Here is a 16,486-nt window from a genome sequence, read left to right as displayed (position 1 = left end):
GTGAGCTATAGGTAACGTTCGCCGCGCTCGCGTGTTCGAACGACTTTGGCCGGCGTTCCGTAGGCCACGGCATTGGAAGCAATGGATGTGAGTACGGTTGAACCTGCTCCGATGACCGAATGCTCACCGATTTCGATGGCATGGATGACTTGTGCTCCCAGTGACAGGACGGAATACTGACCCATGCGGACTTGACCGCCTGTCGTCGCATTCGGGGCAAGCGCGGCAAAATCTCCGATCCTGCTGTCATGGTCCACGGATGACTTCGTGTTCAAGATGCAATGCTTGCCAATCTCGGTATCGCTATTAATAATAGCGCCAGCCATAACGACGGTTCCCTCTCCTATGGTGACACCTCGTGCAATTGACGCAGAAGGATGAACGCTTGTCATAAACCGAAACTGCGGGTTGAGCTGCATAATACGGTCTACCATTAACGAACGGATCCAGTTATCTCCGATTGCGACAATGCCGCTGCTTGCCCGCAGCGTATCCAGACCGCCAAGAACTTCGTAGCCGTATACATGCGTTCCGGGCGGTTTATGCTCGTCGATTAAACCGATGATCATATGCTGTTTGGATTGTTCTACGCAATCGATTACGACTTTGGCATGACCGCCAGAACCAATAATGACGATTTCTTCCATGGGAAACGCCCTTTCTGAACCAAGATGATTGGGATACTAGTATTCTAGCACATTGAAATAAGAGAAAACGAATATGAAGGAGATTTGGATGAGACACGATGGTATAGATTTGGAGCTCCTTCCCAGTGAGCTTAAGCTACTGCTTTCCTTCATGAGATCCGATTATTCGGAGAAAGAAATTCAAGCTGATCTGGAGCAGCATGCCGATGTGAACTGGGATCATTTTCTTCAACTATCGAGACATCACCGCCTCGTCCCGTTCCTAAACCATAGAATCAAACAGCTTTCCTTAACAGGCATACCGCCATATGTCATGCAATCGATCACTCATGAATACCGGAAAAATACGTTGCACATGCTGCAGCTAAGCGGCGAAATGACGGATGTTAGTAAACAATTGAATGGAAGAGGAATACGTTCCATTATGCTCAAGGGTCCTGTAGTTGCGGTAGATCTCTACGGCAGTCTTTCACATCGCACGTCCTCTGATCTGGATGTTCTTGTCCATCTCGATGACTTAGATCGAGTCCAGATGGTTCTCGAGGGAATAGGTTACGTGAAGGAAGATAATTTGCTGTCGGTCTTGAATGACTGGAAGTGGAGGCATCATCACGTTGCCTACTACCATCCTGCCAAGCGGGTTAAGCTGGAAATCCATTGGCGCTTGAACCCCGGTCCTTCGAAGGAACCGGCGTTCAACGAATTATGGGAACGCAGGAGGCTGAGTACAATATCGACGGATCCCGTTCATCTTCTGGGGCGCGAGGACTTGTTTCTGTTCCTGGTCTCTCACGGGGCGCGTCATGGTTGGTCCAGACTGCGCTGGCTGCTGGATATTAACCAGATTTCGCAGCAAGAACTTGACATGGATCTGTTTAAGAGACTGCTGCAGAACAATCACTTTCTCCATACAGCCGGTCAGGCCTTGTACTTAACCTCAGAGCTGCTGCACACACCGCTTAGCGATTCGATGAAGGAGTTAACAGAAGGAAGCCGTTCAAGAAAGCTGGCCCATGACGCGATGTTCTACATTGGACAGATGATCAATTTACACAGTGAACCGCTGCCTGTTGAGGTAGCGAATTATCACAAGAAGCACTTGTTTGCTCTTATGTCCATGCAGCAAAAGGCGTTGTTCTTATTAAGCTGTTTGTTTCCGTATCCGATGGATACCCAGACGCTCCCCTTGCCGAAATCGCTGCATGTGCTTTACTTCCCATTGCGTCCTTTCCTGTGGGCATGGAGAAAAACGAGAAGACACGGTTACTAGGTACAAGGCTAGATATAAGGAGAACATGGCGTATGAGTCTTAAAGTGAGTGTCGTCGTCCCTGTGTTTAATGCGGAGAAGTACCTCGCACCCTGCATCGAATCCCTTTTGAATCAAACGCTGCAGGACTGTGAATTTATATTCATCAACGATGGTTCCAAGGATCAAAGCCATTCCATCATTGAGACCTATATGCAGGCGGATGCTCGGATCAGGCTGATCAATCAAGCGAATCAAGGTGTCAGTACGGCAAGGAACACGGGGCTAGCAGAAGCGTCTGGCGAATATGTCGGTTTTGTCGATGCGGACGATACCGTCGAGCCGGACATGTACGAAGTGTTGTATCGCGCGGCGAAGCAAGATGATTGTGATGTGGTGGTTTCGAATTACGAGAGTGAGATGGAAGGGCATAAGGTTACAGTCTCCTATCCGTTTCCGACAGGTATCCAATTGAATCGGGCATTTATTGAGCAAGAAATTATGGCCCATTTCATGAAGGAAGAAAGCTTGAATTCTGTCTGCAATAAGTTATTCCGTAATGCCATTATTCAAAGCAGCGGTCTGAAGTTTCCTGAAGGGGTAGCGTTGGGCGAGGATGAACGGTTTAATATAAGGTTATTTAGTCTAGCAAATACGATGAAGTATATAAACTACACCGGCTACCATTATAGAGAAGTAGCGGGCAGCGCGACGAGAGATATCATGTCGAAAGATTATTTTGGCCGGGCTCTCGAAGCCTATAAACGAGAAAATCCTGAGATGGATGCGATGCAAATCGACTCTTCTGACATTAGTAATCTGCGTTCAATCAAGCTTATGAATAGTGTGATGTCTTTTAGTTATATGTACTTTAAACCTACTGCGGACGTCAGTTTCTTCGAAAGATATAAGTATGTCAAGCGGATGATTAACAATCCCCATGTAAGGAACGCATTACCGATTTACTACAAAGAGGTTTATGGAACATTAGGGAACTACCACCGATTTATGTTCTTCATGATAAAAAGGCGGTTTACACCAGGCCTGTATTGTGCGGCTGCCTATAGTCGATTGAGAAGCAAGTAAAACAGGAGGATGGCAGAGATGAAAATTTTGATGTTTGCGCACGGAGGAAGCTTAAATCGGGGATGTGAAGCCATCGTTCGTGCATCAACTGAGATCATTAAGGAACGGGTTACGGGAGCGAAAGTTTACTTAGCTTCGGAGAAACCGGCAACGGATAAAGTTATCACCAAGCTAGATGGTGTGTTTGATGCGTCCAAAAGAAACATTGCCAAATATTCATATGACTGGTTCATTTCGTCGCTGCAGGTGAAGTTGTTCCGTGATGAATCCTATGCTTTAGGAAAAATTGAAGACAATACGATCAAGCACATTAAAGATATGGATGTCTGTCTGTCCATTGGCGGAGATAATTACTGTTACGGGGAACAGCCGGGTTGGTACGAGATTGACAGACGGGTGAAGGCCCAAGGGAAGAAGCTTGTCTTATGGGGATGCTCAATCGGAGAAGAGGATTTGTCCGAGAGAAAGCTAGCCGATTTAAAGCTCTTCGACCTTATACTTACGCGAGAGACGCTCTCCTACGAGTTATTGCGGAGTAAAGGATTAACGAATGTTAAATTGTGTGCAGATTCTGCTTTTACAATGATAAAGGAGGAGCTGCCGCTGCCTGATGGCTGGCAGGAGGGCAACACGGTTGGATTCAATTACAGCCCCCTCATATGGAAGCGAAACAAACAGTCCGAAGAAGCGGCAAGAGATCTGCTGCATCACATTTTGCAAACGACGAATATGACCATTGCGCTCACGCCGCATGTCACCCAGGATGGAAACAACGACTACGAAGTGCTGCATAAGTATTATGAGGAATTTCGTCATACGGGTAGAGTCATCCTCCTTCCGGACAACTTGAACGCCATTCAATATAAGGGTTATATCGCCAGAATGCGGTTTTTTATCGGAGCCCGGACACATGCGACAATTGCAGCGTATTCCAACTTTGTACCTACGATGGTGCTCGGTTACAGCGTAAAGTCCAAAGGGATCGCCAAAGATATTTTCGGGGAAGAGAAGCTGGTTCTGAATATCGGTGAAATATCGGATTCGGTGATACTGAAGAAGAAATTCGATGAAATGGTGCGGGAAGAGAACGATTTAAAACGAAAAATGCAGCAGTCCATCCCCGGAATTAAGAAGCTATCTTATAAAGCCGTTGATTATTTACAAGAACTTGTCCATTAATTCGAGGTGCGTGATGAAAAAGCGACTGCTGTTTATTATGCCAAGTTTATCTGCCGGAGGCGGAGAGAAGAGCTTGGTTAATTTATTATCCCAACTGGATTATAACGAATATCAAGTCGATCTCTTCTTGTTTAATCACGATGGGATTTTTATGGAATATTTGCCGCCTGAGGTCCGAGTACTGCCTTCGCAGCAAACCTATAAATGGTTTACCCTGCCATTCGTTTCATCGGTACTGAAGCTGTTGAGGGAGAGGAAATTATCTTTAGTATTCAACAGACTCATGTATGCCTTTAATGTGCGAAGAGCAAGAAGTATTCCGATTAATGAACAGCACAGCTGGAAGCATCTATCGCGCGCTCTGGAGAAACTAGACGCACATTACGATGTTGCTATTGGCTTTCTAGAGAACACCTCCACTTATCTGTGTGTAGATAAGGTGGATGCAGCTAAGAAAATCGGCTGGGTTCATATTGATTATGATCAGTTTGGTATGGATCCAGCCATCGATCGCCTATATTTCGAGCAATTAAACCACATTGTTACCGTATCCGATGAATGTGCGGAAATCTTGCGGGCCCGATTTCCAGATCAACGAAAGAAGATCCATGTCGTGTACAACATTGTGTCACCCGATATGATCTATAAGATGGCGGAGGAAGAGGATGAGGACCTATATTCACGCAAGAACGGCGAACAGGTCATCCTTTCCATTGGCAGACTGCATGATCAGAAGGGGTTCGAATGGGCAATTGAAGCCTGCAGCATTCTCGTAGAACGTGGATGCAAGGTGAAGTGGTATGTCATCGGTGAGGGGGAACTGAGAGAGGCCTTAACGGAGCTTATACGGAAATATGGGGTGGAGCATCAATTCCACTTGCTTGGTTTGAAATCGAACCCGTATCCGTTTCTCAAGCAAGCCGATTTGTATGTTCAACCCTCTAGATACGAAGGGAAATCCATTGCAATCGATGAAGCCAAAATTATGAAGAAGCCGATCGTGGTAACCAACTTCAGCACAGCTAAGGACCAGATCCAGCACGAAGAGAACGGGTTGATTGTCGGGATGGATCCGTGTGCGATTGCTGACGGGATTGAGAAGCTGATAACGGATGATACGCTGAGAGGCCGCTTTGTTGGAAACTTATCGCGCTCGAAGCTCGGAACGGAAGAAGAAATTACGAAGCTGAACAGTCTATTTGCATAGGTGGATGGATGGTATGAAGAAAAATCTGCTATTTGTAATGAATAATTTGAATTGCGGCGGCGCGGAAAAGGCGCTTATCGCTTTATTAAATACAATTGATTATTCCGGTTATAATGTCGATTTATTATTATTCCGCCGGGAGGGCATCTTTCTCGCGGATATTCCGAAACAAGTTAACGTCTTGGAAGAACCTCCAGCTTACAGATACTTTGATATGCCCATTAAGGCGGCGATCAAAGATTGTATTCTCAAGGGCAGGATTGATATAGCCATCGCCCGGACATGCGCGGCATTCATATTCAGAAGCGAGAAGAACAGAGTGCGCTGTGAACAAAGGGTTTGGAAGTATATGTCCAGGGCGCTGCCAAGTTTGCCGAAGCAGTATGACGCAGCAATCGGCTATTTGGAGAAAAACCCGATCTATTATTGCATCGAAAAAGTAACTGCTGCTAAAAAAATCGGATTTATACATAACGATTACGATCAGCTCGGTATGGACCCTGCCATCGATAGAAGCTATTTCGAGCGGCTGGATCATATTGTGACGGTTTCTGACGGGTGTGTCAAAGTACTCAAGGATCGATTCCCGATGTTCGAAACAAAGATTCAATTGATGTATAACATCGTATCTCCCGACGTCATTAAGAGGCTGTCCCAAAAGAAGGTAGACTTAAGGCATAAAGGGATTTCAATCGTTTCTGTGGGAAGGCTGCACTATCAGAAGGGGTTCGAAATGGCCGTAGAGGCTTGTGCGATGTTGATCGAAGAGGGCTACGATATCAAGTGGTATGTGGTAGGGGAAGGCGATGAACGGAGGAAGCTGGAGGGTCTTATCCAAGCACGTAATCTGGAAGCTTCCTTTATTCTGACGGGGGTTAAAGACAATCCATATCCGTATATAAGGCAATGTGATATCTATGTGCAAACCTCGTTATTCGAGGGTCATTGCTTAACGATCACGGAAGCGAAGATATTACAGAGGCCGATCGTGTCGACCGACTTCAATGTCATCCATGCACAGATCCGCAACGAGAAGAATGGGCTGATCGTCCAGCAAGATCCAGCATCCATATACGAAGGCATCAAACGATTAATCAATGACAAAGAATTAAGGGATTCGTTCGAGCGCCATCTATCTAAGGAATATTTGGGGACGGAATCCGAGATAGACAAACTCTATCAATTCATTAGCTAGGACGTGATTGTATCCTGATCCAAATCGCACTACTGACGCTTCTCGCAATTGTCGCCGTTATCTTAATCATTGATATGATCCCGATGTGGAAAGACTGGTTCGGCAGAATCCATATCGGACGCATGCGTAATACGGATGAATGGGGAGAATCGATAACCGGATTGGCGGTAAAGTGGTTGAATCATACACCGACGATCAAGCTAACTGACCAAACGAGACTGATCGTTATTGATATGCTGCGCGGCAATTACTCGCGTTCTTCCATTCAGCATTGGCAGGAAGCGGCATTGCTGCTGGGGATATCCGAATATTTGAAGCAACACGAAGATAAGGGCGTCGAATTAGCGGTCACGAAATACTTGGAAGCAACGTTCGATCGTAAGGGTCAATGGCGAGAGAAGCCCAAGCATGTGGATGGGGCAATTCTTGCTTATGCTGTCATGAAGTTATCCTTTGTGGACACAGACCGTTACAAAGAAGCGCTTGATTATATATGGGCCATGATTAAGGAGCATATCGGCGAGGATGGAACTGTAGAATATCGCAAGTCCATGAAAGACTATCGATATGTAGATACGGTTGGTTTTATTTGCCCTTTCCTAATCACCTATGGACTTCGTTATCAGGTAGATGCTTGTATAGACCTATCTGTTAAGCAAATTCAGACGTATGAACAACACGGAATGCTGCCGAATTACGGTATTCCTTGCCATGCCTATCAGATCGACAGTGATGTGCCGCTTGGCCTATACGGCTGGGGCAGAGGGCTCGGATGGTATGCGATTGGACTCATTGATGCGTGGAATGAACTGCCTTCGGGACATCAGTATAAAGAGGAGCTTAATAACTGCGTGAGCAGGTTTGCTCATGCTGCCATCCAGTTTCAACAGCCCAGCGGTAATTGGAACTGGACCGTTACGCGCAAGGAGTCGATTACCGATTCATCCGCAACGGCAACGTTAGGCTGGTTCATGCTTCAAGCAGCATCCATTCCTGAATTAACGGTTGACTGCTCGGCAAGCGCAGAGCATGCTGTGCATTATTTGATGAGGGTGACCAGAAGGAACGGGGCTGTCGACTTTTCCCAAGGTGATACTAAAGATATCGGCGTGTATTCCAACCAGTTTGGCATCCTTCCATTCACACAAGGCTTTAGTGTCAGGATGATTCAACAATATAACGTGCGCAAGAAGAATGGCACACGAGGAAAATGAGTGCATCTTGCTTCAAAAGAGGGATCCAATGAGAGTAAAAAGCTCGCTCATCAACATATCTGCAGGTCTAGGCAATCAGCTCATCATTACGGCACTAAGCTTCATATCAAGAAGTGTGTTCATAAGTACCTTGGGGATTGAATATTTGGGGGTCAATGGACTTTTTACCAGCCTATTAGCCATGCTATCGTTGGCTGAAGCGGGCATAGGGTCAAGCATCATATACAATCTGTATAAGCCTGTGGCAGAGAATGATCAAGAAAAAATAAATCGGCTGATGAAGCTGTACCGTAATGCCTATCTTGGCATTGCTCTTGTTGTACTCCTTCTAGGACTGACACTTCTACCGTTTCTAGACCACTTTGTAAAAGATACCAGCGTGAAAGACGTCTACATGATCTATTTGATATTCTTATTCAATACCGTCATACCCTATTTCTTTCAATATAAACAGTCTTTCTTGAATGTAAGTCAAAAGGGCTATGTGGTAACGAGTGTGTATTCCGTTTCGCAGATTGTATCCACCAGCTTGAAAATCGCCGTCCTGACTTATACACAAAATTATATTCTATACCTTGTCATGGACAGCATTATTACGATTACGACCTCCATGATCCTGAATACCATTGTGAACAGGATGTACCCTTTCTTGAAAAACAAGCCGACAGGCAAGCTGGATGCGGAAACGAAGGCGAACCTGTTCAAGAATATAAAGGCGATCGTACTGCAAAATATCGGTGCCTATTTCGTTCTTGGTGCAGATAGTCTCATTATTTCAGCCTTCGTCAGTCTAGCGGCCGTTGGACTGTATTCCAATTATAAGATGCTAATCGATATCAGCAGGACCTTTCTGAACCAAATTTTTAATAATATGTACCACAGTGTTGGCAATTTGGTTGCCAAGGAAAGCAGCGCTAAGGTGTATCAAGTATACAAAGTTACAATGCTGATGAATTTCTGGTTGTACTCCTTATTTACAATTTTCTTGGCTATCATCATCCAGCCCTTCATTACGGTTTGGCTAGGCTCGAAGTTTCTGATGGAAGGCAGCGTTCTATTCGTATTAATGCTGCTGTTTTACGAGAGAGGGATGAGAAATTCAATTACGACGGTTAAGACGACGGCGGGCATTTTTTATGAAGATCGATTCGCCCCTTTATGTCAAGCGGCGGTAAGTGTAACGCTATCTCTTGTATTAGTCCATTATATGGGTATCACAGGTGTGTTTGTTGGATCTCTCATAAGCGCACTAGTTGTTCCTTACTGGCTGACACCGCTTCTAGTTTATCGTAAAGTTTTTCAACAGCCCTTAGGGCATTATTTCCTCCGTTACGGAGCTTATACGGCAGTAGGCATAGGGACATACTTCGCCGCTCAGTATATGACCGGATTTATTCGGATGGATGGGTTTTTCTCTATCGTATGGAAAAGCATCGTTTGTTTATTCGTCATCAATGCCGTATATATAGCGGTTTTCTATAAATCAGATGAATTCAAATATATAAGCCGATTGATTGCAGCTCTCATCAAGAAGCTGCCGATCGGATCCAAATTATCCCGAAAGATGGAGGGGGTGGAGCAATGACCATTCTTGTAACTGGTGGTGCCGGATATATCGGAAGTCATACTTGTGTGGAACTGCTTCAAGCGGGATATGACATAGCCGTCTTGGATAATTTCTCAAACAGCTCACCGGAAGCACTAAGAAGAGTGAGTGAAATAACAGGCAAGGAGTTCCCGGTGTATGCCATCGATTTATTGAATCTTGACGAACTGGATCGCGTTTTTTCGAATCATACGATTCAGGCCGTCATTCATCTGGCTGGACTTAAGGCTGTCGGTGAATCGGTCAGCTCACCAATGCATTATTATTATAGTAATATGACAAGTACATTCCATCTCTGCGAGACAATGAGCAAATATGGCGTCCATCGCTTCGTATTTAGCTCATCCGCCACGGTTTACGGCTTGCCGGAGAGCGTACCCATTACGGAGAAGTTCCCGGTTGGGGCAACCAACCCATACGGTCGGACCAAGCAGATGATCGAGCAGGTGTTACAGGACCTGTATGCTTCCAATCCTGCGTGGGGGATTTCTATACTTCGTTATTTCAATCCGATCGGTGCGCATAAGAGCGGACGAATCGGTGAGGATCCAAGTGGTATTCCTAATAATCTCATGCCGTTTATTACGCAAGTAGCCATTGGAAGAAGAGATCAACTGACCGTTTACGGCAATGATTATCCGACCAGTGATGGTACCGGGGTTAGAGATTATATTCATGTTGCCGATCTTGCGCAGGGTCATCTGCGGGCACTGGAGAAGTGCCTATCGGCACCGGGCTTGGATATCTACAATCTGGGTACGGGTAAAGGCTACAGTGTACTGGATGTTGTTCGAGCATTCGAGAAAGTCTCGGGGAGAACAATTCCATATACCGTTGTAGATAGGAGACCGGGTGACATTGCAACTTGCTACGCGGATCCCTCTAAAGCACAGCATGAACTCGGCTGGAAGGCCGTTCGGGATATCGAAGAGATGTGTGAAGATTCCTGGCAGTGGCAGCTTCGTAATCCAGAAGGGTATAAAGAAATGGTAACGACCTCGCAGGCCAATGGGCCGCGAGGTTTTTTAGTTGCGCCATCTTTGGGGGTGTGAAAGATGGTGAATCCTCCTAAGGAACTTACCCAGTCACAGCTGTTAACGATATTACTAGAGATTCACAATAAGGGCGAGAATGCCGCTCATTTGGAAGTGAAGGAAGTAATTGAAGAGATCAAGAACCGAATACTTACATTCGAATGTATAGAGACAAGTATAAACCAAATCAATTGGCCTGAGGGAGACCTGTATGGAAATCGATAGCAAAAAGAAAATATACCTATCTCCTCCACATATGAGTGGACGAGAACAAGACTATATTCGTGATGCGTTCGACACGAACTGGATTGCTCCGCTCGGTCCGAATGTGGATGCATTCGAGCATGAGCTTGCGGCCTATGCCGGAGTCAAAGGCGCTGCGGCCGTATCTTCCGGGACGGCTGCTATTCATTTGGCCTTGCGATTATTGGATGTGAAGCCGGGAGATCGTGTATTTTGTTCGAGTCTGACTTTCGTTGCGAGCGCTAATCCGATTGTTTATGTAGGAGCTGCCCCTGTGTTTATTGATTCGGAACCGGAATCCTGGAATATGTCTCCTGAGGCGCTGACAAGGGCCTTGGAAGAGGCGGATCGGGATCGGACCCTGCCTAAAGCGGTGATTGTCGTGAACCTGTACGGGCAGAGCGCACGGATGAACGAAATTATGGCGGTATGCGACCGTTATGATATTCCCGTTATCGAGGATGCCGCGGAATCGCTTGGGTCTACCTATAAAGGGCAAGCGAGCGGGACGTTCGGCAGATTCGGCATTTATTCATTCAATGGCAACAAAATTATTACGACCTCCGGTGGAGGCATGCTTGTATCCAACGACGTCGAAGCGCTGCGCAAAGCACAGTTTCTCGCCACACAAGCCAGAGACCCGGCACCTCATTACCAGCACAGCGAGCTCGGCTATAATTATCGCATGAGCAATCTATTGGCGGGGGTAGGAAGAGCCCAGCTTCAGGTACTGGATGATCGAGTGAATGCAAGAAGAGCTGTGTTTAACCGCTATTATGAGCACTTGTCGGAGCTGCCAGGCATTCAGTTTATGCCTGAGCTAGCGGATACACGCTCAAATCGTTGGCTCACGGTCATGACGATTAATCCGGCGGAAGCGGGGAGCAGCGTCAATGATCTACTGCTTGCGTTGGCCAAAGAAAACATAGAAGCCCGTCCGGTTTGGAAGCCGCTCCATATTCAGCCGCTGTTCGGACAAGCAAGTTATTATCCGCATCATGTGAGTTTAAGCTTCTCGGAGTATGCCTTCCAATATGGCATATGTCTCCCGTCCGGATCCGGTCTGACAGAAGAGGATCAGGATAGGGTTATTCATTGCATGAAGGATGTTATGGCTGCAAACCAACTGGTTAAACGCTTATATTAATCCCCCAACGTAAAAAAGGACCGCTAACGTCAAATACGCTAGCGGTCCCCATCCGCGTATGTAAGCCTTCTATTCTAACCGATCCAGACCAGCCCCCAAATAAATAGATCTAATACCTTTGCGCGTGTAACTAAAGCTGGTTCTATAAGTTAGAAAGAGAACTGATTTTCTACGCCATACAATAAAAGATATATTCTCCATTTATAGTGTAAATATTGAACTTATCCTCTAATAATGATAGATTAGATTTAAGAAATAATACCCTCCTCAGTTGTCATCCACGTAATGAAACACAACATTTAAGAGAAAGTCTACCTGCCCATACCCTACATTCGACAATCCAACTAGAATTTACACGCTCTATGAGATTTCAATTTATATGAGTTGATTGATCTGTCACGAAGCAGAACCAGCTGGCAGCGGCTGCAAAATGATCAATATCCGAATGGAGGCGTTGAGGTTGAACAAGAAAGTGGTTGTGGTTACAGAGGACAATAGCGATTTGCTGCAGATCATGCTAGCTAGGGATCCGAATACGTTCGTGATCAAGAAAGCAGAATTAGTGCATGTTGATCTGGATCCGTTCGATGCCATTGCTATTCTTGGCGGGACCGCGGACAAACCGATGCTGTTCTTGGCACCGGAGCGTCTTCGCATAGAAGCGCAAATCAAAAAAGGGAAAAGGGTATTTGCCGAATATGTGGCCAGTATAGGCCATGTCTATTTTGAACCCCCTGCTACTACCCGGTTCCAGCGGCTTGTTTATTGTGCGGATCCCCATCAAATCAATGGGTTATCGGCCGGCATGCTGATAGATGACCAATGCGGCATGCGTCTTCGGCCGCATGGGATTGCATGTACGCATAATAAACCAATTTTGCAATATTCGGCAGTCCATGCGCATGACAATATCGAGGTGAAGGAGGAATTCTACCAATCGATATCCGATCGTGCACTATGGTTTGATGACCCGAAGAATCTATTGATCTGTTCATTTCGATTGACCCCCTTCATACAAGCCAGATTTGCGCCGAAGGCTAGAATCGTGCATATCGTTTCCTTTATTATAGGCTGGTTATGGGATGCGGAAGTCGAATTGAAGGATATCCCATTCACTTACTCGAGCGGAACGTGGAATAAGGAGGAGGGCTTCAATCAGCAAATTCAGCGCTGCACGGCCCGGGCAATGAACTGGTTTGAACGTTCGGGCATCGTATATGATGAAGGCAAGACAGGGGTATTAGAAGGAATCGGAACCGAAATCTATTCGGACGGAAGTCAACGGATCAGTCATGTGCGAAGAGTAGATTGCATCGGAGAAGTTGCGCTATCTTATTTTTTGCAGTATATGCTCAGCGGCGATGAACGGAATCTAACGGTTTCCAATAACCTGCATCATTATATATTCGAGAATTATATGTATAAAGATCGTGATGAATGCTACGGAATGATGCGTTGGACGGAAGAAGCATGGGGCATCTGTTACCAGGATGATGTTGCCCGTGCAGTCATCCCGCAGCTGTTACAATGCTTATACACGAATTCACGGGATCGCTTGGACGATGTGATAGCCGCTTTGCAATTCTTGGTTCGTACAACAGGGACCGACGGAACGAGAGTATTCCGCACGGATCATATTCATTTGAATCCCGAGCAAATGAATAAGCTGCGTAATGAACCCGGAAATCTGCCATCTGCTCACTATAACGCTTATTATTATGCCGCGCTCCTGTTAGCGTATAAGCTGACGGGGATCGAATCCTTTCTCGACACGAGTCTCCGAGGCTTGGAGACGATGATGTCGGTCTATCCGCATACCACTAGGGAGCAAAGTGAAACACAAGAGTATTGCCGATTGATTTTGCCTTTAAGCTGGCTGTACGGAGTAACGGGCGCGGCGGAGCATAAGGAATGGCTGTACCGTGTCACGAAGGATTTACAACGGTATAAGCATGCTTCCGGTGCTTATCTGGAATGGGATGAAGGCTATCAAGCCGAGATGAGACATGAGATGGGGCAAGGGGAAAGCTCGTTGATCGGGCAGAACGGCGACCCGGTCATCGATCTGCTATACTCGAATAACTGGCTGCCAATGGGCTTTATTCAAGCTTATTTTGTAACCCGGGACGACTATTTCCTGAAGCTGTGGGAAGAACTGGCGTCATTCATGGTCGCGGCACAGCTGCATAGCGGGAATCCGTATATAGATGGCGCTTGGGCCAGGGCGTTCGATGTGGAGCTGCAGGAGGTGTATGGATCTCCGGCCGATCTGGGCTGGGGGCCTTGGGCGATTGAGTCGGGATGGACCGTCGCGGAGATTACTTCTGGTCTTATGATGGGACTATTAAAAGATAGATTCATCGATTTTCATGTGATTGAGAAATAGAATGTCATCGCGGGAGTGAAGGGCAGTGAGACAATTGATTACAGCCCCTTCCCAAGTGAATGAGGCGTTGAAGCTGGGCGCACAATTCGTCGTGATCGGGAGTGCAATTACAAGGCCTCGCAATATTACGGAAACGTATATCCGTGAGATAACGCAATGAGCCCTTGTCGAAACCTACAAGGAAGGCGTAGAGAGGCAGCGCAGCAAGATAGCACAATAAGAGGAGGACCCCGGCGGCAATCGCCGAGGGTCCCCTTATTAGTAAGCAGCTTGAGTGATCTAGATTAGGATGGCAGCTCGACCCAATGATAAGGCGATTGAGCGGCTTTGAAGCCGTACTCAATGATCGTAATAATGGCAATGGTCTCTGCAGGGTCCACAGTTGCTTCACCCGTCTCGAAGAAGGTGACCAGCTGTTTAATGAAGAGTCCGAAGAAGTCAGACTCCGGCCGTAGAATGGACGAATCGCCCGAATCGTAGTTGAGGGTCAGGCTAAACGGACAGCCGCCGCCAAAATGGTTGATCGTCGCCTGCCGTCCATCGGCAAACCCGATGAGCAGTGCGGGTGAATTCGGCGTTCCGATATACATCACCCGCTGCACGTCACTGCCCATCAAGGCAATGATCGGTTCGATCTGATGAATCGAATAGTTGTCGAATCTTCCTGGTCCTATACTGCAGATCGTTTCGATCCCCTGCCGCGGAGCAGCGGCATATTCAGCTGCGAACCGAAGCGCGGAGCTCGAGTACATCGGTGTCCCGTGCTTCTGTGCCGTATCGAACAGCAGCAGCGCCGTGGCACGGTCAGGTGCGAATGTTTTGTCTACATAGGTTGGCTTCCCCGATTGCAGCGGCAGCAGGGCCAGCTCTTCGTGAAACTCGGGATAATCCGGCGACAGGACGATCAGGTAATCGCTCTTCTCCACGACCTCCTCGATTGACGAGAGCAGCTCAATCCCCTTATTGGCGCACCACTGCGCATTGCTCAGCCCCGTGTCCGAATCCTTCATGCCATAAGCATAGGCGACTTTCATCGCACCGCCAGATGCGCTCTCAATCCATTCGGGATACTTCTCCGCATGCCATTCATCGAGAAAATAATCGATAAAACCGATCTTCTTCATATTGTTCACGCTCCCGGAGCCTATTCGAAAGTAATTTCTTTACCATTCTCGGACGAATCATAGATTCCTTGAAGAATCTTCGCCGTGACAATGACCGTATCGATGTGAGAAGGCAGCTTCTCCCCGCTCTTGATACATGCCAGGAAGCCGTCAATTTCATTCTGAAAGTGCTCGCCCATATTGAATTTCGGGATGGTCTCCAGCAGAGCGCCGTTCTGAGCACTGTACAATTTGAAGTCGGAACCGTACTGTAAGCGAATCCCGGCCTTATCGCCCAAGAAATCGATGTACATCTCATCGACGCCGATGTTCTGCGCCCATGCGCCGTTTAAGGTAATGCTCGGTCCTTCGGTACGGATCATCGCGGTTACGAAATCGTCGACATCGTAGGTTCCGGCGTAGTTCGGCGGACCCGCCCACATATTCAAGTAGGAGTAGTTCTCCATATCCTTGCCGAGCTTGCAATAAGCCTGGCCGGACACGGTTTTCGGAGTCGGGTCACCGGAGCAGTACATCACGATATCCAGGAAGTGGACGCCCCAGTCGATCAGAACGCCGCCGCCGGCAATGGATTTCGTGGTGAACGCGCCGCCTAGCCCTGGGATGGACCGCTGGGCACGGAAGCTGGCATAGACATGATACAGCTCGCCGAGCTCGCCGTTTGCAATCATGCTTTTAATAATGTTAACGCCTTTATTGAAGCGGTTGACGACGCCGATATTCAATACCTTGCCGGTTTCATTCTGCGCCTTCTGCATTTCTAACGCCTCGGCATAGGTTCTTGCCGCAGGCTTCTCGCACAGGACATTCTTGCCCGCTCTTAGAAAATCGATCGCTATGGAAGCGTGACCATCATTCGGCGTGCAGATCGATACGGCTTCAATCTCGGGATCGTTTAAGATATCGCGGTAATTGACGACCGCCTGGCCGCAGCCGAATTCCTGAACGGCCTTATCGGCTGCTTCGGGATTGATGTCGCAGAAATATTTGATTTCCGCATTTGGATTTTTCAGGTATGCTGGAATGTGTGCGCTCTTGGCAATCGTCCCGCATCCAATGATGGCTACTTTCATTTTTGTCATTGTCGAATCCTCCTTGTTTCTAACAATTTACAGCTGTTCTCTGTATACTTCGCCATTTGATGAAACATTCCTCTAAAAAAAATAAACA

General features: G+C 47.0%; 15 protein-coding genes. 12 read left to right on the top strand and 3 right to left on the bottom strand.

Annotated features, from left to right (window positions below):
* Positions 1-5: 5 nt before the first annotated feature.
* Positions 6-647 (bottom strand): acetyltransferase, encoded by a 642-nt coding sequence (locus NNL21_RS09695; protein WP_204817270.1) that lies wholly within the window; start codon positions 645-647, stop codon positions 6-8.
* Positions 648-735: 88 nt separating this feature from the next.
* On the opposite strand from NNL21_RS09695, the gene NNL21_RS09690 reads away from it, so the two are divergent.
* The 12 genes from NNL21_RS09690 (at position 736) to NNL21_RS09635 (ending at position 14,352) form a co-directional block, all read left to right on the top strand.
* Positions 736-1,917 carry a nucleotidyltransferase domain-containing protein gene (locus NNL21_RS09690; protein WP_204817271.1) on the top strand — a complete coding sequence of 394 codons (1,182 nt, stop codon included), beginning with the start codon at positions 736-738 and terminating at the stop codon, positions 1,915-1,917.
* A 32-nt stretch (positions 1,918-1,949) separates the two neighbouring features.
* Positions 1,950-2,981, top strand: coding sequence for a glycosyltransferase (locus NNL21_RS09685; RefSeq protein WP_204817272.1), 1,032 nt, complete (start codon positions 1,950-1,952; stop codon positions 2,979-2,981).
* An 18-nt stretch (positions 2,982-2,999) separates the two neighbouring features.
* Positions 3,000-4,160, top strand: a complete 1,161-nt coding sequence (locus NNL21_RS09680; protein WP_204817273.1) for a polysaccharide pyruvyl transferase family protein — start codon at positions 3,000-3,002, stop codon at positions 4,158-4,160.
* Positions 4,161-4,173: 13 nt separating this feature from the next.
* Positions 4,174-5,367: a glycosyltransferase gene (locus NNL21_RS09675; RefSeq protein WP_204817275.1), complete on the top strand. Its 1,194-nt coding sequence runs from the start codon at positions 4,174-4,176 to the stop codon at positions 5,365-5,367.
* A gap of 13 nt (positions 5,368-5,380) precedes the next feature.
* Entirely contained in the window at positions 5,381-6,562 is a 1,182-nt protein-coding gene (locus NNL21_RS09670) for a glycosyltransferase (protein ID WP_204817278.1), read from the top strand.
* An 11-nt stretch (positions 6,563-6,573) separates the two neighbouring features.
* Positions 6,574-7,776, top strand: coding sequence for a glycoside hydrolase family 88 protein (locus NNL21_RS09665; RefSeq protein ID WP_204817933.1), 1,203 nt, complete (start codon positions 6,574-6,576; stop codon positions 7,774-7,776).
* A 28-nt stretch (positions 7,777-7,804) separates the two neighbouring features.
* Positions 7,805-9,361 carry a lipopolysaccharide biosynthesis protein gene (locus NNL21_RS09660; RefSeq protein WP_204817280.1) on the top strand — a complete coding sequence of 519 codons (1,557 nt, stop codon included), beginning with the start codon at positions 7,805-7,807 and terminating at the stop codon, positions 9,359-9,361.
* Positions 9,358-10,434 carry a UDP-glucose 4-epimerase GalE gene (gene galE, locus NNL21_RS09655; protein WP_204817282.1) on the top strand — a complete coding sequence of 359 codons (1,077 nt, stop codon included), beginning with the start codon at positions 9,358-9,360 and terminating at the stop codon, positions 10,432-10,434. Before NNL21_RS09660 ends, galE begins: the two co-directional genes overlap by 4 nt.
* A gap of 3 nt (positions 10,435-10,437) precedes the next feature.
* Entirely contained in the window at positions 10,438-10,641 is a 204-nt protein-coding gene (locus NNL21_RS09650) for a YwzD family small protein (RefSeq protein WP_256555140.1), read from the top strand.
* Positions 10,628-11,806, top strand: coding sequence for a DegT/DnrJ/EryC1/StrS family aminotransferase (locus tag NNL21_RS09645; RefSeq protein ID WP_204817284.1), 1,179 nt, complete (start codon positions 10,628-10,630; stop codon positions 11,804-11,806). Before NNL21_RS09650 ends, NNL21_RS09645 begins: the two co-directional genes overlap by 14 nt.
* Positions 11,807-12,266: 460 nt before the next feature.
* On the top strand, positions 12,267-14,192 hold the full coding sequence (locus NNL21_RS09640; RefSeq protein WP_256555139.1) for a hypothetical protein: 1,926 nt from the start codon (positions 12,267-12,269) through the stop codon (positions 14,190-14,192).
* A gap of 25 nt (positions 14,193-14,217) precedes the next feature.
* A complete protein-coding gene (locus NNL21_RS09635; RefSeq protein WP_204817286.1) occupies positions 14,218-14,352 on the top strand; it encodes a hypothetical protein in 135 nt (44 codons plus the stop codon).
* Between the two features lie 124 nt (positions 14,353-14,476).
* Here the strand turns inward: NNL21_RS09635 and NNL21_RS09630 are convergent, their stop codons facing one another.
* Complete coding sequence (locus NNL21_RS09630; protein ID WP_204817289.1) at positions 14,477-15,316, bottom strand: Gfo/Idh/MocA family oxidoreductase; 840 nt, start codon at positions 15,314-15,316, stop codon at positions 14,477-14,479.
* Positions 15,317-15,336: 20 nt separating this feature from the next.
* Positions 15,337-16,398: a Gfo/Idh/MocA family protein gene (locus NNL21_RS09625; protein WP_204817290.1), complete on the bottom strand. Its 1,062-nt coding sequence runs from the start codon at positions 16,396-16,398 to the stop codon at positions 15,337-15,339.
* Between the last annotated feature and the right edge of the window lie 88 nt (positions 16,399-16,486).

This window comes from Paenibacillus mendelii, from assembly GCF_024498075.1.
Taxonomy (GTDB): domain Bacteria; phylum Bacillota; class Bacilli; order Paenibacillales; family Paenibacillaceae; genus Paenibacillus_Z; species Paenibacillus_Z mendelii.
The sequence above is the reverse complement of the archived record's forward strand: the minus strand, read 5'-3'. Positions and strand labels throughout refer to the sequence as shown.